Raw genomic sequence first — 18,379 nt, forward strand, 5'->3', positions numbered from 1 at the left:
GAGGACGAAGTGCGCAAACTGCTGCCGTTGTTGAACACCAAGCCGCATGCCGGCGGACGTTCCGCCCTCACCTGCCGTTACCGCTGCGGCGACGCCTGTTTCCACGAAGTGCCGAACACCAGCGACAACGAGTACGTCGGCGACGTGATAGCCAGTGCCCTGTCGAGGCGATCCATGATGCGCGCCGCCGCCGTGGTGACGGTCGCCGCTGCCGCCGGTACCGGTGCCGTCATCGGGCTCGACGACCAGGCCTCCGCAGCGCCCGCCGGAACCCCGGGCACCGGTGGCAGGCCCGACGGTGCGCGCGGTCTGCGCTTCGCCCCCGTCGCCCCCAACAAGGACGACAAGGTCACCGTCCCGGCCGGCCACTCCCAGAACGTCGTCATCCGGTGGGGAGAGCCGATCCTCCGCGGCGCCCCCGCCTTCAACCCGGACAAGCAGACCGCCGAGGCGCAGGCCGGCCAGTTCGGTTACAACAACGACTTCCTGAGCCTGCTGCCGCTGGACGAGCGCAACCGCCAGATCCTCGTCGCGAACCACGAGTACACCGACGAGATCCTGATGTTCCGCGGCTACGACCCGGCCAACCCGACCCGTGAGCAGGTCGAGATCGCCTGGGCCGCGCACGGTCTGTCGGTCGTCGTCGTCGAGGGCGAGCGGACGTCGGGCCGGCTCACCCCCGTCACCCGCCACCACCTCAACCGCCGCCTCCACACCACCAGCGAGTTCAAGGTCACCGGACCCGCGGCGGGCAGCGCGCTGCTGAAGACGTCGGTGGACCCCTCGGGCACCAAGGTGCTGGGCACCCTCAACAACTGCGCCGGCGGCACCACCCCGTGGGGCACCACGCTGCACGGCGAGGAGAACTTCAACCAGTACTTCGCCAACGGCTCCAGCGACACCGACAAGCGCTACGGCGTCGGCACCGCCGCCACCGAGCGCAAGTGGGAGCGGTTCGACAAGCGCTTCGACCTCAAGCAGGAGCCGAACGAGGTCCACCGCTTCGGCTGGGTCGTCGAGCTCGACCCGTACGACCCCGACTTCACGCCCCGCAAGCGCACCGCGCTCGGCCGCTTCAAGCACGAGGCCGCCCAGCCGCGGCTGACCGCCGACGGCCGTCCGGTGGTCTACATGGGCGACGACGAGCGCTTCGACTACTTCTACAAGTTCGTCTCGTCGAAGCGGATGAAGAAGGGCAACTCCCGCGCCGCGCGTGAGCACAACCGCACGCTGCTGGACGAGGGAACCCTCTACGTCGCCAAGCTGACCGGGGACTCCCCCGCGTCGCAGATCGACGGCACCGGCAAGCTCCCGAACGACGGCGAGTTCGACGGCAGCGGCCAGTGGATCCCGCTCGCCACCGGCGACACCTCGCACGTCGAGGGCATGACCGCCGACGAGGTCTACGTCTTCACCCGCCTCGCGGGCGACAAGGTCGGCGCCACCAAGATGGACCGCCCGGAGGACGTCGAGCCGTCCCCGCGCACCGGCCGTGTCTACGTCGCGCTGACGAACAACACCGACCGCGGCAAGGCCGGCAAGGCGGGCGCCGACGAGGCCAACCCGCGCAACGCCAACAAGCACGGCCAGATCCTGGAGCTCGCCGAGAACTGGGACGACCCGGCGGGCGACGGGTTCGCCTGGCGGCTGTTCCTGGTCGCGGGCGACCCGGAGGACCCGGCCACGTACTTCGCGGGCTTCCCGAAGAACAAGGTCAGCCCGATCTCCTGCCCGGACAACGTGGCCTTCGACCCGCACGGCAACCTGTGGATCTCCACCGACGGCAACCAGCTCGGCTCCCACGACGGCCTGTTCGGCGTCGCGACCCAGGGCGAGCGCCGCGGTGAGCTCAAGCAGTTCCTGACCGTGCCGATCGGCGCCGAGACCTGCGGTCCGCTCATCCAGGACCGCCGGGTGCTCGTCGCGGTGCAGCACCCGGGCGAGGTCGACGGTGCGTCGGTCGAGAAGCCGGCGAGCGCCTGGCCGGACGGACCGGGCACGATCGTCCGCCCGTCGGTCGTGGCCGTGTGGCGCAAGGACGGCGGAGACATCGGCGTCTGATCCGGGGCCCCGGCAGTGTGATCACGAGGTGGCGCGCACCTGGGCGTGCCACCTCGTGAACTCCTCGGCCGCGTCTCCGGTGTACTGCCACGGCACCCGCGCGGCCCGCCCGCCCAGCAGTGCGAACAGGTGCCGTGCCTCCTCGGCCATCCCGGCGTAGCAGGCCGCGTGGGCCAGGTGGTTGAGCTCGCCGACCTCCTCGGGGGCGGCGGGCCCCGGCGGCCGGGCGAGTATCCAGCGTTCCCAGGTGCGCCGCACCTCGGCCACCGCGAGCTCGTGGTGCCAGTGGCGGCCGAAGTCCTTCACGGGTACGCGGCCCGTGGCGTCCTCGGCGAGATGGCGGTACTCCTCGACCCGGGCGATCTGCACCAGGACCGGCAGCGGTGATCCGGGCGGCGCCGCGCCCGCCACGTCCCTGGCGAAGTCGTACATGGCGCCGTGCGTCCCGTGCCAGCGCGCCGACCAGTAGCGCAGCAGCTGGGTGTGGCCCTCGATGTTGTCCGGGTCGCGGCGGCGCAACTCGTCGAACCAGCGCCGCAGTTCACGCCGCGAGACCCCGGTGCCGTACAGCCGCGCGGTCGTCAGCAGCGACACCCACGGCATGGGGTCCGAGGGATGCGCGTCGGCCGCGGCCAGACAGGCCAGCACCGCCGCGTCGAGCCGTGCCCGGTCGAGCCCGGTACGCCGGCCCGCCTCGATCGCGCGGTGGAAGACGCGGACGACCTCGGTCGCCGCCCGCAGCACCGCCGCGTCCGCGCTGTGCGGCTCGGCGGCACTCCACGCCTCGGCGGCGGCCCGGCCGGCCGCCGCGTGGGACAGCAGCCGCACCCGGTGCGTCCGCAGGGCCCAGCGGTCACCCGTGTCCCGCAGCAGGTCCCGTACCCCCTGCCAGCGTCCGATGACGATGTCGTGCAGGGCACCGGCCAGCGCCCGGTCTCCGAAGGCGGGGTCGAAGTCCGGTACGAAACGACGGCGTGGAGGCTGCGGCACGTCCCTCAGAACTCCGTGGCCAGCGACCTGCTGGCGTAGTCGGTGTCGCGGGAGGAGTCCGTGCGGCCGTGGTCCGCCGCCAGGGCGAGCTTCGCGTCGAGGCGGGCGGGGCGGTAGTACGAACTCCCCCGGCGCCAGTAGTGGATCATCGGCACCAACCCGGCCGCGAGACCGCCGACACCGATCGCGACCGACGCCGCGCTGAGCTCGCCCAGCGCCTCGACCAGCACCCACAGCATGAACAGCGCCCCGAGCAGCGGCCAGACGCCGCCGAGCACGAAGTCCCGTACGGACGTGAGCAGGGTGCCCCGGTAGGCGACGACCGCGGCGATCCCGGCGAGCCCGTAGTAGAAGGCGATCTGCACACCGATCGCGGCGACGGCCGCCTGGAGGACGTCGCCGACCGAGCCGAGCGCCGTCGACGCGGCGAACATCACGAGCGCCACCGTCCCGACGACGGCGACCGCGACCCACGGGGTGTTCCACTTCCGGTGGACCGTGCCGAGCGCGGCGGGCATGGTGCGGTCGCGTCCCATCGCGAACAGCGAGCGCGTCACCTGGATCAGCGTGGTCTCCAGGGTGGCGACGGTCGACAACAGCACGGCCACGACGAGCAGTTTGCCGCCGACGCCGGGCCAGATCGCGTCACCGAGCACCGCCAGTACGCCCGCTCCGCCGGCCCGGATGTCCTCGGCGGTGAGGATGACGTTCACCGCGATGGTGAACGCCTCGAAGAGGAGGAAGACCACGCCGACGCCGATGAGCGCGGCGAGCCCGGCGGTGCGGCGGCTGTCGCGCGTCTCCTCGCTGAGATTGCTGGTGACGTCCCAGCCCCAGTAGTAGAACGCGGCGATCAGTGCCCCGGAGGCGAAGCCGGCCGGACCGTCGAAGTGCGAGAAGCCCAGCCACGACCAGTCGAACGCGGCCGCGGCTCCGCTGTGCAGCAGCGCGGCGGCGATGAAGAACACCAGGATCGCCAGCTCCACACCGGACAGCACCAGTTGGGCCCGCACGGTGAGCCGGGCCCCGCCGAGGACGACCAGCAGCATCGCCAGGAACCAGGCCGCGCCGACGGCGGTGGCGAGGAGTCTGTTCTCCGCGAGCGCGGGATCGACGAGCGACAGCGTCATCGCACCGGCCGGCAGGGAGCCCGCGACCATGAAGATCGTCGTGGAGACCACAAGTGCCCAGCCGGACAGAAAGCCCAGGAACGGATGGAGCGTACGGCCCACCCACGAGTAGCTGGCGCCCGCGTTGACATCGATCCGGCCGAGCCTGCCGAACGCGAGCACGATGCCGAGCATCGGGACCGCGCAGTACAGCAGGGACGCGGGGCCGGCCAGGCCGACGGTCGCGACGAGGACGGAGGTGGTGGCGGCGATCGAGTACGCCGGTGCGCTGCCGGCCACGGCCATCACGACGGTGTCGAGAGTCCCGAGAGCGTTGGGCCGAAGCCCTCTGCCGGAGTGGTTGCGCATGCGATTCTCCGAAGGCCCTTGTGCCGTACGACATGTGTCGACAGGTCAGAAACGTTCCCGCTCCGGAGTGAAGACCTCCGCGAAAGAAGGACGAGCGCATAGTAGTCGGACGGACGCACTGCGGTGACGGGGGTGGGGCCATCCCCCTCACGAGGCGTGGTCACGTCATGGGGCGCCGCCCTGCCTCTGGGAGGGCGCACCGGTGGACTCCGCGCCCGCGGAGAAGGCGGCAGGCGTTGAAGGTCCTGCCGGTGCGCGCGGCGCGGGAGTCGTAGAGTCGAAGGCATGGATGCTGAGGGGACCGTGCGGGTCGACGTCTGGATCTGGTCCGTACGGCTGACGAAGACCCGCTCCCAGGCGGCCGCGGCCTGCAAGGCGGGACACGTCCGCGTCAACGGCGAGCGGGTCAAGCCCGCGCACGGCCTGCGCGTGGGCGACCAGCTGCGGCTGTTCCACGCGGGCCGGGAGCGGGTGGTCGTCGTCTCCACGATCCTGCGCAAGCGGGTCGGCGCACCGGTGGCGGTCCAGGCGTACGTGGACAACAGCCCGCCGCCCCCGCCGCGGGAGTTCACGGCGCCGGTGGCCATCCGCGACCGCGGGGCCGGCCGCCCGACGAAGAGGGACCGCCGGGAACTGGAACGGCTTCAGGGCGGTCTGCCGAAGCCGTAGCGCTCCGGGATCGTCCGGCCCGGCGTACGGGGACACGTGCGGGGCGGGGTCCGGGTACGGACAGTGCTTCCGTATGCCGTCCCGCGTGGCGCCTTACGTCCCCCGCGCCGGGGACGCGATCGCCCTTGCCGCCATGACCTCCTGGCGCAGCGGCGCCAGGACACCGTCCTCGCCGCCCTTGAGCTCCGTGCGTACCTCCACCAGCACCACGCTGCTGCGGATGCCCTCCGCCAGGCCCCGCAGCTCCCGCTCGACGTCCGTCACCTCGGCGGGCGGCGGCGGGCTCGCGCCGTGGTCGACGCGGACCCGGGCCGCCGTCGTCGCGTCCACGATGCGTTCGACGGCCACCACCAGCGGCCACCAGGCGGCAGCCCGCGTCCCCGCGGGCGGCGGTTCGGTCAGCGCCCGCTGGAACTCCGACCGCACGGTCGACAGGTCGCGGTAGATCCGACGGCGCTGCCGCAGCCGCTCCGCCCGGTCACCGGCCGCGTCGAACGCCCCCGCCACGTACCGCGCCGTCTCGTCCACCGCGTCCGCCAGCCGGTCGCCGACGCGGGTGTGCCAGCTCTCGGGCCACAGCAGATAGCCGGCCACCAGCGCGATGGCGCAGCCGATGAGGCTGTCCACGAGCCGGGGCACCACCAGGCCGAAGCCCTGGTGATTGAGGATGTCCGAGAACAGCAGGATGACCGGGGTGATGGCCGCGGTCTGGAAGGCGTATCCCTTCGCCGAGAACGCGGGGATCAGCGCCGCGAGCACCACGATCACCGGCACGTCCCACCATCCGCGCGGCACCTCGGAGAGCACGGCCGCGGCCACCACCAGCCCCGCCGCCGTACCGAGCGCCCGCATGACCGCCCGCGAGAAGACCGACCCGAAGTCCGGCTTCATCACGAAGGTGATGGTGAGCGCGACCCAGTACGAACGGGTCACGGGCACCAGTACCACCAGCGACTGTGCGAGGCCGATGCAGAGGGCGAGCCGCAGCCCGTAGCGCCAGGACGGTTCGGACAGCAGCACACTGCGGGCCGCGCGCCGGAATCGGATGCGCAGCGCCGCCGGCCGCCCGAGCCGGTCGTCGACGTTGTACGGGTCGGGGTCGGACTCGTGCACGACGGTCACGGCGTGCCGCAGGGCCGCCTCGACGGCCCGGTCCGCGGGGCCCTGCGGCTCCGGCAGGATCAGCTCGGGCGGGTCGTTGCGCCTCTCGGCGACCGCGTCCCCCAGGTCCCGCACCGCTTCCGCGATCTCCGGCTGCCGTGAGGCCCGGCCGTGCAGATGGGCCGCGGCGGCCGCTTCCACCAGCGGGACGAGCACATTGAGCTGGGCGAGCAGCCGCACCATCGCGCTGCTCCGTCCGTGGGCACGGGCCCGGCGGGCGAGGAGCAGGTCGTAGGAGGTGTTCAGGGAGTCGGTCACGGCCTGGCGCCGCTCCGCGTACTCCGCCGTGCCCGCCGCCGCCAGCAGATCGGCGACGCTGCGATAGGTGTCGGCGACGGCGGCCCGCTCCGGCAGCCGTCTGCGCAACGGCCAGCCCAGCAGCGTCAGGAGGAGCACGAACAGCCCGCCGACCGTCAGCAGCAGCGGCGCCACCCACCACGGCCTGGGCATCGGCAGGCCGGAGCCCACCACCGCGTTGAGCAGGAGCAGCAGCCCGGAGACGGAGGCGACGGCGCCGATCGACGAGATCATTCCGGAGACCAGCGCGACCAGGGTCAGCACGGCCACCGCGAGCCAGCCCTGCCCGTAGACCAGGGTGCCGAGCGTGACCCCCACCGCGCCGAACAGCTGCGGGACGGCGATGTTGAAGATCCGCATGCGGTACGCGGACGCGGTGTCGCCGATGACACCGGACAGTGCGCCCATCGACGCCAGAGCGCCGTATGTGGGCTTGCCCATGGCGAGTCCGACGGCGAGGGGCGTGGCCAGTGCGACCCCGGCCCGCGCCACGGCCGCCCAGGGCACCGGGGCGGACTGCGGCCGCAGCCCGTTGAGCAGCCACTCGGGTGGGGACAGCCGTCCCGCTCGGGTCTCCATGGTCAACACATGCCTCATGAAGGCGCACGGGAGCAAGTCCCTCCGCTTCAACGGGGCCCTTGCCCGGCTCCGGAGGGGCCTTGTCCGGCCTGGGAGAACCGGGTCCCCGGAGCCTCAGAGGGTGAAGACCGTCCTGCCCCGCGCCCCGCCCGTGCCGGAGCGCACCAGGGCGTCCGGGGCCTGTTCCAGGGGGAGTTCGGCGCCCAGCGGGACCTGGAGCTCGCCGTCGGCGGCGGCCGCGGCCAGGGTGTCCAGCAGATTCGTGGACGGGCGCTGGAGGAAGTCGACGCCCTCGACGCCGGCCGGGAGGCGCGCGCCGGCCGCGACACCGCGCGTCGTGACGGCCGTGCCGCCCGCGCGGACGAGGGCCGCGTTCGCCGCGAAGGCGGCCGGGCTGTCCGAGACGAGGTCGATCACCGCGTCGACGCCGTCGGGAAAGAGGTCGCGCACGGCCGCGGCGAGGTCCCGGGCCGTGGTGTCGAGCGTGGTGTCCGCCCCCAGTGCGGCCATCCGACGCTCCCCGTACCCACGCACGGCCGCGAGGACGCGCACGTCACGCGCGGCGGCCAGCTGGGTGAGGATGCTGCCGACCCCGCCCGCCGCGCCCACGACCAGTACCGACCGGCCGGCCGTCACACCGCTGGCGGCCAGCGTCTCCGCCGCGGTCATGCCCGCCGTCGGCAGCAGCGCCGCCGTACGGAACGACAGCCCGTCCGGGACGAACGCGATCGGCCCGTCCTGCGGCATGGTGACGTACTCGGCGAACGTGCCGGTGCCGACCGGTGGCCGGGCCGCCTGGCCGAAGACCGCGTCACCCACCACGAAACGGCTGTCGCCCGGACCGACGACATCGATGCGGCCCGCGAAGTCCCAGCCCAGGACCAGCGGGAAGACGTGTTCGGCCCGGCCGTCGAACGCGCCGTCGGCGATCTGCCGGTCGACGGGATTGAGCGCCGCGTACTCGATCTTCACCAGCACCTCGCCCTCGGCGGGGTCCGGCTTGGGGACCTGGATCAGTTCGGGCTGGGCCTTGAAGGCCTTGACCGCGACAGCGCGCATCCGGAACACCTCCCGACGGACGGCCCCCTGGGGGCACCCCCGGACGGAGTCCGGGGGAGATCACCACGACGCCTTCACTCTCACCCGGCGCGGCGGTCAGCGCACGTCGTGCAGTTCCAGGCGGACCAGCAGCGAACGGTGGTCGGTGTCGTCCAGGTCCAGGAAGCGGGCCGCACGGACCGAGAAGTCCTCGCTGACCAGCACATGGTCGATCTGTGCGCCGAGCGGGGCGCGGACGGCCGCGGGCCACGACGGAGCCCGTGAGGCGCCGCCGAGGGTGGCACCGTCCCGCAGACCGCCCGCGTCGAGGATGCGGCGGAACGCGGAGTGGTCCTGTGTCGCGTTGAAGTCCCCGGCCACGATCGCCGACGAGCCCTTCACGCCGTCGGCGTACGTACGCAGCCGGCCGAGCTCCCTGCGCCAGTCGTCCACCCCGCCGGGCACGGGCGGCAGCGGATGCGCGAGCTGCAGGTGGATCCGCCGCTCACCGGCGAGGGCCACCGACCCGGGCATGGCGAGGGTGCTCTCGATCCCCGGGGCGGCCTTCAGCGGAAGCCGGCTCAGGATCGCGGACCCGGAGGCCCACTCGCCCTCGACGACGTTGCGGTACGGGTAGTCGGCGGTGGAGACCTCCGCGGCGAGCGCGTCCGAGCAGCGGGCGGAGCACTCCTGGACGAAGACCAGGTCGGGCTGCTCGCGGCGGATGGTGGCCAGCAGGCCCGGGGTCGCGTTGCCGAACTCGACGTTCGACGAGAGCACGGTGAGCCGGGCGACGACCGGCCCCTTCGGATGCTCGGTGAGCCCGGTGTCGTACGGCCGGACGAACCATCCGGTGACCGCGAGCACGGCGACCGCCCAGACCATGCCGGTCCGCAGCCGGGCGAGGGCCGCGAGCAGCAGGGCGGCGCCCGCGGGGATCAGCAGCCACGGCAGGAAGGCGAGCAGCTGGGTCACCGGGGTGACGGCGTCGGTGTCCGTGAGCCGGCAGGCCGCGGCGGCGGTGGGCAGGAGCAGCAGGAGCGTCACGAGCCAGGAGGCGGCACGGCGGCGGCGCGCGGGGTACGGCGCGGGGCCCGGCGTGGCGGCCGGGGCTGCCGTGGATGTGGCGCTGTTCAAGACGTCCTCCGGGCGCGGGGTGTGCGGATGTGTGCCGGTGCGCTCCGAACGTGTGGCTGTGTGTGGCTGCGTGTGCCGACGGGTGCCGACGTACGGGTCGCTCCCCTGTGAGGACGCCAGTCTGGGTGAGTTTGTTGCGGGTGTCGCGGCGGCGGGGTTCGGGGCGGGGGCGGCGGTCGGGTGATTGATGCCGCATGCGGCGACGTGCCGCTCGCGGTGGGCGGCCCTGTCGAACTGTGGCGGGTCGCCGCCGCGAGAGCCGAGGCTGCTGCCGGTTGTGGACCCGTCTGACGGGCATGCGGTCAGCCCGCGACCGGTCCCGGTCCGTAGTCCGCCCTGAATCCACCCAGACCGTCCGCGAGGTGGGCCACCCAGCCGCTCGGGGAGTACGGCTGAGGCGGGTCGACCTCCATGCCCAGCTCCGCCACCGCGAGCGCGTAGTCGGACTCTTCGAGGCCAAGGGCGAGCAGTTCGTGGAGCTCGCCCGTGAGGCGGGCAACCAGCTGCGGGTCCGTGGTGGCCGTGTAGTCGCGTACGGCCGCGTCGTGATCCGGGAACTCGTCCGGCATGTCCTGCGAGAACCATCCGCCGAGGAACTGGCCGAGCTCGGGAAAGCGGGCGTGCCACTCCCAGTGGGTCCGAGGGGTGGACGTCGGTGGGACCTCGCCCTCCTCAATGGGCCGCTTCAGGAGGTCCGCGATCACGAACAGCCAGTCCTGGATGGCAGATTCGGGCAGCCCGACGTCCGGAACCGGGTAGAACTCGCCGAGGCTGAGGCGCAGCCGGCCCGGAGGGTTGCGGGCGTATTCGCGAAGCTGTTGTTCGGCCGTGGCAAGGGCCCAGGGGCGGGTGTGCCAGGTGTGGCGGAGGTAAGCCTGGAGGGCTTCGCTCGGGTTGTCCGGCTCGTCGTCGGCCGACATGCCGGTGTACGCGCTGATCACCTGGTCCAACTCGCCGTAGCGGCGGTCGAATTCGAGCGGCTTCATGGACACGGCACTGAACCCCTACAGGTAGATCGGGACGGTGGTGAGCACGACGAAGCCGTGCGGGCTGTTCGGATCACGCCCCAGGACGACCCGTGCCGCGCGCACATCGATGGGCTCGCGCCCGGCGAGCATCATCGCTTGGAGCAGGACTCGGCCGACGGGTAGCTCGCGGGAGGGCCAAGCGGCCTCGATGGTCAGGCGGGCGCGGGTTCCCTGGGCGAGCCAGCGGTGGATCTTCTGTTCGTTGCCGGTCACCACCTGCTGGGTGGCCCACTGGGCGGTTTCTCGGTCGGGGTAGGTGGCGGATCTGGTCAGCAAGGGTTGTTACCTCTCAACGTGGATCGAAGGACCAGATCAGCCCGACTTCCTCGTCGGACACCCAAAGGAGCCCCAAGTCCCAGGCGTACTGACTGAGTGGTGAGCAGCTCGAGATCTTCTGATAGAAGTCGGGGGCCGCGCCGCCTCCCGAGGTGTTCGTGAAGAACCGAGTCTCGTCGGGAAAGCGCGTGAGAATCACCCTGGCGTGCTCCTCCATTTCAGCCAGCTGTTCGGGGAAGCGGGGGTCCCGGGAGACATCGAGATCGATGGTGGCCAGCAGCACGAGGAGTCGCACCACCGCAGAATGCGGAATTTCTCTGAGCAGGCCTCGCCATTTTGCCGAGCCCGCCTCGTCCACGGGCGGGGTGACGAAGGGGTAGGCCGGGTCGTCCGACCTCTCCTCCTCGCCTTCGTCGGGATCGATGGTCCGCCAGGACCGGGGATCCGTCGTCTCTCCCCGCATGACCGAGGCGACATCGTGCAGCCAGTCCTCCCGCGTACGGGGCCCGACGGCGACAAAGGTGTACCGACGGTCGTACATCTCCACCGCCGACCACCAGGAGTCGGCATCCACTGGTGTCGGCGGCCCGTTCATCTCGGGCGTCGTTCCGTCGTCCATCCAGACCTCGCTCATACGGGCATCGAGGTGAACACGAAGTAGGGCGGGTCGAGACTCGGATCGCGCATGAGTCGCAGGGAAACGCCCTTCATGTCATGCACCTCCGAAAGCTTGCTGCCGTCATAGGTGACACCCTTGCCGGTGACGGCGTCGCCGACGAGAGGGCCTTGCACCGGAACGGAGTCGCTCCTGACGATGAGTGATGCGTCCGGCGGGTCCCCTGCCAGCCACCGATCGATGTCGTCGGTGTTGTCACGCAGGCAATACTGCGTGAACCGTTGTGCTGCCTCGACATCGGCGTAGGTCGATGCCCCAGGAATCCTCGGCTCACCATTCCCCTTCCTCTCATCTCTCATCCGCTGCAGCAACTGCTCGTCAGTCTTCCCCACATGCTTGTCAAGGGTATGACCATTTCCCACCCCTTCCGCGGCGGCAAGGTCGACCGAGTACATGTAGGGGAACTGGCTCTCCGGCAGCTGCCAGCTGTGCTCCTTCTTGAACTCATTGAGGGAGCGCGCACCGAACCCCTGCGCCCGAGCCCGTTCCGCCTGGAACGTGGGCACGCTCAGGAGCGCCTCGTCGAGCTCGAACTCGAGCATGGCCAGCTTGCCCGCAGCATCGCCGAACGCCTCGTGATAGGCCCCTACCGCCGCGTCCATGGCCGCCTTGTCCATGTGGGACCGGAAGGTCAGGACGACCTCCGCGACCACGAGCCCGGCCGCGAGCCTGGTGAGTTTAGAGAGATCGAGATCCGAGGTGAGGCTGTTCACCGTCTTGTCCGTGGCCTCCTTGGCCAGGCGCGTGGTGGTTTCCGTGGTCTTCTGGCCCACGTCGGCCAGGTCGTCGAACAGCTTCTGAATCACGTTCGCGCTCTTGTCGAGGACCTCGATGATGGGGCGCCTGGTGGCAGGGTCCAGTTTCCCGTTGCTCTTCCAATTCCGGGTGCCCTTCTTGGCAGTCACCTCGGCCCGTTGGTCACGGGCCTTCCCCCACGCCGTGGTTCCCCAGATCGTCTGGCAGAAAGCCCTCATCGCGGCCTGCCATTCACCGTTGCCCGTGGGGTCGGTGATGTAGGAAATGGCGTCCGTGAAGTCGTCCGCCGCCTTCTTCACGTCCTTGGAGGCATTCCTCCAGGCCCCGGCGATGTCGCGGAACTCTTCTTCCTTGACGCCCGGCGTGATCTCGTGGACGCGGCCGAGTCTCAGCCCTTCATCGACCACGGGTTTCATGATGAACATGAGGAAGTCCGGGACCTCTCCGAGGATTCCGGAAATCGCCCACGAGTCGTGGTACTCGCCCTCCCCGCGCCACGTCAGGTCGTTCGGCGGACCGTACGTGGGCACGGTTGCGATCACCGCTGGAGGCTGCTTCTCCTCCGGTGGCTCTCCCTTGCCCTTGTTCGCCGCCCAGTCCGCCTGCGCATAGTTGTTCGCGGTCTGAGTGAAGCCCACCGCGACACCACCCACCGACACCACGCTCTTCGCCCAGAGCTGCAGGAACTTCCCGGCGACGATGCCGTACCGGTCGGCGAAGGAGTCCGCGCCCCAGCCCGTTCCCGCGGACTGGCTGTATTTGTCCAGCGTGTCCGTCAGCGCCTTCGCCTTTTTGTCGTAGGCGAACTGACCGTCGCGTACGACGAGCGAGGTGAAGTAGAGGTGCTGAGGCTTCACATCGAAGCGGCCCACACCTTGGTTGGGTGGCGCGGTCTTGGCCTGGTCCCGTTCCCGCTGCCGCTGCTTGTCGGAAGGCAGGTCAGCCATCAGGCCGCACCCCAGCCCCGCAGTACCGCCCTGTGTGCCGCCGCGTAGTTGATCTCCCCGTTGACCACGACGTCGTGAAGCCACGCCTGGGCCGCCTGGAGGTCCGCCGCGGACCGGTCCCACTCGTCCAGCTTGTCGATGAACACCTCGCGGGCCTCGCCCTCCCAGGTCAGGACCACCTTCTCGGCGCGCCGGTAGAGCAGGTCCAACTGCTCGTTGAGGCGCTTGAGAATGTCCTCGAGATCTCCGGAAAGGTCCTGCAGCGTTGCGAAGTCGACGGTTATGTGGTCGTCGTCCACCATGCTTCCCCCGTTCAGATTTGGTCAGTTGGTGTAGGCGCCCTCAGAGGTCGGAGAGGGTGCTGCGTGTCTCGGCGGGTACGTCGGTGTTCGGTGTCGACAAGGCGTCCGCCTCGCGCTTCACATCCGTCGTGACCTGGATCTTTCGTAGCTGCGCCATGATGTCCACGTCCTGTGCCGAGAACCCGTCCCGGCTCAATCGCACGGCCTGTTCAATAGCCTCGATGATCATGCGGATGCGTACGGCGTCCTCCGCCGCGCCCCGGTGGAGGTCTCGGTAGGCCCGGGCGGCCGGCCCCTGCCACCCCGCCTCGATCCGGTCGACGATCGCGTCCATGCGCCTGACCTGTTTGTCCAGGTAGCCCTGCATACCGTCGAGGTCATTGGCGAGGTCCGTCAGCCGTTCGGCCTGCGCCCGGAGTCGGGGCTGTCCGCCACCGCCGCTCATTGCTTCCCCCAGTCCGTGTCTGTCGTCAACACTGCTGCTGTGCTGGCTACTTGACGCACACACGTCACCCTAACAACGTCACTTCAGCCCTTGGCAACAGCAAATCCGCTAGGGACGGCACACTCAACACGGTCGGGACCCCAGACCGGAACAACCGTCGACGAGGACTCGTGCGCCTGCCCTCATAAACCCTGCCCACCCGCAGCCAACGCGTAGCTGTGACCAGCACGTTCACAACAGGCTCTAGGCGTCGGCCGGTCTTCCGGGGGCGTACGGGCGCAGGGCGTCGATGAGTCGCTCCAGGCCGAACGTGAACTCGGCGTCGTGGTCGATGACCGCGAGCTTCGGCGCGAGCCTCGCCACCGCGGCGAATCCCGAGCCGGCGAGCAGCTCCTCGCGCTCCCGTACCGCCGACTCGTCCTCGCCCTGGAACGCCGGTGAGTGGAACTCCCGCATCAGCGAGCCGACCTGGAAGGCGACGAGCAGCCGCAGCGCGTGCACGGCGTTCGCCTCCTCGAAGCCGTGCTCCAGCAGCACCTTGAGCGAGCAGTCGATGGTGGGCAGCACACCGGGTGAGTTCAGCTGGCGGGTGAGGACCAGTTCACCGGCGCGCGGGTGCCGCAGGGAGGCGCGCCGGAAGGCGTGGGCGACCGAGCGGATGCCGTCCTCCCAGCTGTCGCGCGAGTGCCGGGTGATGTGCATGTCCGTGGTGATGTACTCGGTGACGCCGTCCAGCACGTCGGCCTTGCCCCCGACGTGGTTGTAGAGGGACATCGCCTGGACGCCGAGCGCGGCGGCGATACGGCGCATCGACAGCGCCTCAACGCCCTCGTCGTCGATGATCCGCAGAGCGGACTCGATGATCCGCTCACGGGACAGCGGCTCGCGAGCGGCAGCACGGGCGGTGGCTTGAGCGGTGTCGTGCGAGGTGGCGGGCGCCGTGCGGGGCGAGGCCGGGGGCACGGTGGCAGGGGAGGCCGACGCCTCGCCCTCGCGCAGCTGTTGACCTGACGCTTCGGCACACATCCGGCCGCTCCCCGGTTTCGCCCACATCCTTGACGGTTTACAGCGTAGGTGCTTCTCTCGGTGCCGACTTACGGTGTAAGTGTCGGTGCCAGTATTCCTGCGGCCTCGGGTTCGCGGAAGCAGCGCGCCGTCTTCTTTTCGCCTCGCTCTGTACTCCCCGCGTCGCCGGAGGCACGCATGTCCTGGCCCACCGTCCACCACCTCGACTGCGCCCCGATGCACCCCCTCGGCGGCTCCCCGCTGGTCGCCCACTGCCTGCTCGTGGTCACCGGCAGCGGACTGCTTCTGGTCGACACCGGCTTCGGCACCGGTGACATCGCCAACCCGCGCCGGCTCGGCGCGGTCTTCCGGAAGACCGCCCGCCCCCGTCTCGAACCGGCCTTCACCGCGTTCCACCAGATCCGTGAGCTCGGGTACGACCCGCGCGACGTCCAGGACATCGTGCTCACGCATCTCGACCTCGACCACGCGGGCGGCCTCGCGGACTTCCCCGACGCGCGGGTGCATGTGATGGCCGACGAGTACCGGGCCGCGATGCGGCGCGACTCCCGTCTGGACACGGCCCGTTACGTCACCGCGCAGTGGGGCCACGGGCCGCGCTGGATCATCCACGACACCGCCGACTCCACCTGGCACGGATTCGCCGCGAGCCCGGTGGTGCGCTCGCCCGACGTCCTGATGATCCCGATGCCCGGTCACAGCCGGGGGCACTGCGCGGTGGCGGTGCAGCAGCCGGAGAGGTGGCTGCTGCACGCCGGCGACGCGTACTTCTTCCACGGCGAGATGGACCTCCGCCGGCCGCGCTGCCCGCGCTCCCTGGCGCTCCACCAGCGTCTGATGGCCGACAACCACGACCAGCGCATGACGCAGCTGGACCGGCTGCGCGCGCTGCGGAGGGTGGACCCGCGGGTGATCAAGATCTTCTCCTCGCACGACGCGTACGAGTTCTCCCAGCTCACCTCAGAAAGGGTGCGTCCCTTGCGGTGACGAGCCGACGCGGGCCGGACGACCGCAGGACGACGTCCAGGACGCGGTCGGTCTCGGCGGCATAGCTCTGGGCGAACCAGGCCATGTTGGCCTCGACGACGGCCCACCGGCCTCCGACCAGCTGCCCCACGTCGAGGACGACGGCGCTCGGGAGGGTGGGGGCACAGGCTTCCAGCACCTCCTGGCCGAAGCGTTCGGCGTCCGGGGTGAGCGGGGCGGGGTCGAGGCGGCCGAAGACGGTGTAGCGGCTGCCGGTGAGGACCTGGCCGTCGAGGACGAAGAGCCGGTACTCGGCGGCGAACTCGACGACATCGCTGACGAGTACGGGTGTCTGCGGCCCGATGCGCTCCCCGCTGAGCGGGAGGTCGCGCCCGGTGGCGTACACCGCGGCGGGCACGGACTTGTCGGACGGCGGCTTGACGAAGAGGGGTCCGTCCAGCTCGCGGGCGCGGTCGAGGGTGGTCAACTCGATGCGGCGTTGGGTGAGTTCGGGTGCGAGGGTGGTGAGCCAGTCGTCGGCCGGTTCGAGAAGCCCGACGCGGAAGGGGCGGACGATCCGGTCGGCGGCGAGGGGGCCGCCGTACCAGTGGACGTCGCGCTCTTCGTGCCCCTGGGCGGAGGCGACGACCTCGATGCCGCGGTGGCGGGCGGCGTGGGTGAGGAGGGTGGCGGTGCTGGTGAGGGGGTGGGGGGCGAGGAGGAGGGGCATGGGGGGACGGTAGCGGGGGGTGGGTTGGCTTGTGCGGGCCGGGTGTTGGGGGGCGGGTCCCTGGGGCTCGGGTGCTTGTGCGGTGCGGGTCCCTGGGGCGGGGCGGGCCGGGTGCTTGGGCCTTGGCGTCGTTGTGCGGCGTCGGGTTTCCTGGGGCGGGGCCAAGCGCTTGGGGCGCGGGCCCTTGTGCGGCGGCGGGTCCGGGGGCCCTGCGGGCTCGACTCCTCGGGGTCGGCGGCGTACAGCTGCGATGCATTGCGTACCCGGGAGTTGCCGCCGATCCCCTGCGGGGACGACCCTGCACGCCCCCTCCCGAGCGGTCGAGGACGCGACCCGTTGCGGTGCGGGCACACGCGAACCCGAGCCCGTTCGGGCGGCGGATGGGATGCGGTGCGAAGCCGCCGCAGGTGAGGGAGTGCGGGGCGCAGCCCGACAGCCCCGGCGCGGCTAGTGGGGCGCAGGCTCCGTATGACTGCCCGAGCGCGCGTGCCAGGACCAGGCGCAGCAGGTCAGGGCCAGAACCGCGCCCGCTCCCAGCAGCCACCACGACGTGACCCGCAGCGTCGCCGTCAACGCTTCGAACACCGCCTCCGCCGCCGGGCGGTCCACGTCCGGGGGGAGATCGTCGAGGGCCAGGCCGCGGCCGATGGTCAGGGCCAGGCGCAGGAGGGCGCCGCCGATCGCCAGGGCCGCGCCCAGGAGCGCGAGGGCGTTCAGGCGGCGCCGGGCGAGGACGACCGCGGCCGCCGCGAGGAGCAGCGTGACCACCGGGAGCCGTACGCCCCAGAACTGGAGGTCCGCGAAGATCTCGCGCGCCGCCCCGAGCTTGTCCGCCTCCAGGATCGTGATCCGGGTGTTCCCCACCGGGACCTGGTCGGCGAACGGTACCCCCTCGTCGCTCAGCTGCCGCTTCACCTGCTCGATCACCGGCGCCAGGTCGATGCTCGCGGTGTCCACGTCGTCGCTCGTCAGCGCCTGTTCGACCGCGGTGTGGGCCGCGCGGTTCACGGTGTTCCAGGCGATCCGGTACGCGTCGGTCCCGGCGAAGGAGATCACCGCCTCGTGCACCAGATTCTCGACACCCTGCTGGAACGGCCCCGCGTCGATCTTCTTCATGACCTCGGCGGTGATCCGGTCCGCCACCGCGTTCTGCACGGCGGGGTCGGCAGCGAGCGGCTCCATCGCCGTGACGTAACTGTCGGTGTCACCGATCTCGCGGTCCGCCCACACGGCCAGCGCGCTCAGCGGCGTCAGAAGAGCCACGAGCACGATGAGCACCGCCGTCAGAACGCTCCGCACTCCTCCAGGGAACGCGGGCCACGCCGGGCGCGCGAGCCGTGGGCCGCCGACCGGGCTGATGGCCGGCCGCTCCGACTTGCCTGCGGGGCGGCGCGGGTGTGCTCTGAAGTGAGGACGAGGGAAGGAGCTCTCCGTCATGGCTGTTCACGCAACGATGCCCGTACGGCACCACGGATCTCTCAGCTGGGCCATGCCCGTGGGGCTGGGCACGCTCTTCGGTTTCTACGCGGGGTTCCTCCGTCGCACCGGTGAGGCCGTCAGCTGGTGGGACGTTCTATACGGGGTGGTCGCCGGGCTGGTCTTCACGGCGGTCGCCTACGGTCTCGGCCGCATCCAGAACGCCCTGCCGCGTGAGGTCCGCGCGGCCGCGTACGCGGTGGTGTGCGGCATGTCCATCGGCTTTCTGCACAGCCTGACGGGGACCAGCATCCTGCGGTCGGCGGGGATGGGGCTCATGTTCGCCGCCGTGATGTTCGCCGTCGCGTTCTATGTGTTCTACATGAGGGAGGACTAGGTCA

At 71.0% G+C, this 18,379-nt stretch carries 18 protein-coding genes; 4 read left to right on the forward strand and 14 right to left on the reverse strand.

Annotated features, from left to right (window positions below; genetic code table 11):
- The first annotated feature begins 9 nt into the window (after positions 1-9).
- Positions 10-2,061, forward strand: coding sequence for a PhoX family protein (locus OHA05_RS18640; RefSeq protein ID WP_328861195.1), 2,052 nt, complete (start codon positions 10-12; stop codon positions 2,059-2,061).
- A gap of 21 nt (positions 2,062-2,082) precedes the next feature.
- Here the strand turns inward: OHA05_RS18640 and OHA05_RS18645 are convergent, their stop codons facing one another.
- Together OHA05_RS18645 and OHA05_RS18650 are read right to left on the reverse strand one after the other, a co-directional pair.
- Positions 2,083-3,051 carry a hypothetical protein gene (locus OHA05_RS18645; protein ID WP_328861196.1) on the reverse strand — a complete coding sequence of 323 codons (969 nt, stop codon included), beginning with the start codon at positions 3,049-3,051 and terminating at the stop codon, positions 2,083-2,085.
- 5 nt (positions 3,052-3,056) lie between these two features.
- Positions 3,057-4,529 carry an APC family permease gene (locus OHA05_RS18650; protein ID WP_328861197.1) on the reverse strand — a complete coding sequence of 491 codons (1,473 nt, stop codon included), beginning with the start codon at positions 4,527-4,529 and terminating at the stop codon, positions 3,057-3,059.
- A 285-nt stretch (positions 4,530-4,814) separates the two neighbouring features.
- On the opposite strand from OHA05_RS18650, the gene OHA05_RS18655 reads away from it, so the two are divergent.
- Positions 4,815-5,198 carry an RNA-binding S4 domain-containing protein gene (locus OHA05_RS18655; protein ID WP_327682215.1) on the forward strand — a complete coding sequence of 128 codons (384 nt, stop codon included), beginning with the start codon at positions 4,815-4,817 and terminating at the stop codon, positions 5,196-5,198.
- Positions 5,199-5,291: 93 nt separating this feature from the next.
- Here OHA05_RS18655 and OHA05_RS18660 read toward each other — a convergent pair whose 3' ends face one another.
- The 10 genes from OHA05_RS18660 to OHA05_RS18705 all read right to left on the reverse strand — a co-directional run bounded on the left by OHA05_RS18660 (position 5,292) and on the right by OHA05_RS18705 (position 14,866).
- Positions 5,292-7,235: an FUSC family protein gene (locus OHA05_RS18660; RefSeq protein WP_328861198.1), complete on the reverse strand. Its 1,944-nt coding sequence runs from the start codon at positions 7,233-7,235 to the stop codon at positions 5,292-5,294.
- Between the two features lie 114 nt (positions 7,236-7,349).
- Entirely contained in the window at positions 7,350-8,294 is a 945-nt protein-coding gene (locus OHA05_RS18665; RefSeq protein ID WP_328861199.1) for an NADP-dependent oxidoreductase, read from the reverse strand.
- Between the two features lie 96 nt (positions 8,295-8,390).
- The gene (locus OHA05_RS18670; RefSeq protein WP_328861200.1) at positions 8,391-9,410 is read right to left on the reverse strand and encodes an endonuclease/exonuclease/phosphatase family protein; all 1,020 of its coding nucleotides are present in this window, start codon (positions 9,408-9,410) and stop codon (positions 8,391-8,393) included.
- A gap of 302 nt (positions 9,411-9,712) precedes the next feature.
- The gene (locus OHA05_RS18675) at positions 9,713-10,402 is read right to left on the reverse strand and encodes a contact-dependent growth inhibition system immunity protein (protein WP_328861201.1); all 690 of its coding nucleotides are present in this window, start codon (positions 10,400-10,402) and stop codon (positions 9,713-9,715) included.
- Between the two features lie 12 nt (positions 10,403-10,414).
- Positions 10,415-10,714: an RNase A-like domain-containing protein gene (locus OHA05_RS18680; RefSeq protein ID WP_328861202.1), complete on the reverse strand. Its 300-nt coding sequence runs from the start codon at positions 10,712-10,714 to the stop codon at positions 10,415-10,417.
- A gap of 13 nt (positions 10,715-10,727) precedes the next feature.
- Positions 10,728-11,348: a hypothetical protein gene (locus OHA05_RS18685; RefSeq protein ID WP_328861203.1), complete on the reverse strand. Its 621-nt coding sequence runs from the start codon at positions 11,346-11,348 to the stop codon at positions 10,728-10,730.
- Positions 11,345-13,093: an RNase A-like domain-containing protein gene (locus OHA05_RS18690; protein ID WP_328861204.1), complete on the reverse strand. Its 1,749-nt coding sequence runs from the start codon at positions 13,091-13,093 to the stop codon at positions 11,345-11,347. The genes OHA05_RS18685 and OHA05_RS18690 overlap by 4 nt, the downstream gene beginning before the upstream one ends.
- Positions 13,093-13,395 (reverse strand): WXG100 family type VII secretion target, encoded by a 303-nt coding sequence (locus tag OHA05_RS18695; protein ID WP_328861205.1) that lies wholly within the window; start codon positions 13,393-13,395, stop codon positions 13,093-13,095. Before OHA05_RS18695 ends, OHA05_RS18690 begins: the two co-directional genes overlap by 1 nt.
- Positions 13,396-13,435: 40 nt before the next feature.
- Entirely contained in the window at positions 13,436-13,840 is a 405-nt protein-coding gene (locus OHA05_RS18700; RefSeq protein WP_328861206.1) for a WXG100 family type VII secretion target, read from the reverse strand.
- Positions 13,841-14,083: 243 nt separating this feature from the next.
- Positions 14,084-14,866, reverse strand: a complete 783-nt coding sequence (locus OHA05_RS18705; RefSeq protein ID WP_328861207.1) for a TetR/AcrR family transcriptional regulator C-terminal domain-containing protein — start codon at positions 14,864-14,866, stop codon at positions 14,084-14,086.
- Positions 14,867-15,043: 177 nt separating this feature from the next.
- Here OHA05_RS18705 and OHA05_RS18710 point away from each other — a divergent pair, with 177 nt between their 5' ends.
- Positions 15,044-15,853, forward strand: a complete 810-nt coding sequence (locus OHA05_RS18710; protein WP_313945208.1) for an MBL fold metallo-hydrolase — start codon at positions 15,044-15,046, stop codon at positions 15,851-15,853.
- Here the strand turns inward: OHA05_RS18710 and OHA05_RS18715 are convergent.
- On the reverse strand, positions 15,822-16,562 hold the full coding sequence (locus OHA05_RS18715) for an ATP-grasp domain-containing protein (RefSeq protein ID WP_328861208.1): 741 nt from the start codon (positions 16,560-16,562) through the stop codon (positions 15,822-15,824). The genes OHA05_RS18710 and OHA05_RS18715 overlap by 32 nt on opposite strands.
- 447 nt (positions 16,563-17,009) lie before the next feature.
- On the reverse strand, positions 17,010-17,861 hold the full coding sequence (locus OHA05_RS18720) for a hypothetical protein (protein WP_313945206.1): 852 nt from the start codon (positions 17,859-17,861) through the stop codon (positions 17,010-17,012).
- 136 nt (positions 17,862-17,997) lie between these two features.
- Here OHA05_RS18720 and OHA05_RS18725 point away from each other — a divergent pair, with 136 nt between their 5' ends.
- On the forward strand, positions 17,998-18,375 hold the full coding sequence (locus tag OHA05_RS18725; RefSeq protein ID WP_313945204.1) for a hypothetical protein: 378 nt from the start codon (positions 17,998-18,000) through the stop codon (positions 18,373-18,375).
- The last annotated feature ends 4 nt before the right edge of the window (positions 18,376-18,379 follow it).

It is taken from the genome of Streptomyces sp. NBC_00306, from assembly GCF_036169555.1.
In the GTDB taxonomy this organism is placed as follows: Bacteria; Actinomycetota; Actinomycetes; order Streptomycetales; family Streptomycetaceae; genus Streptomyces; species Streptomyces achmelvichensis.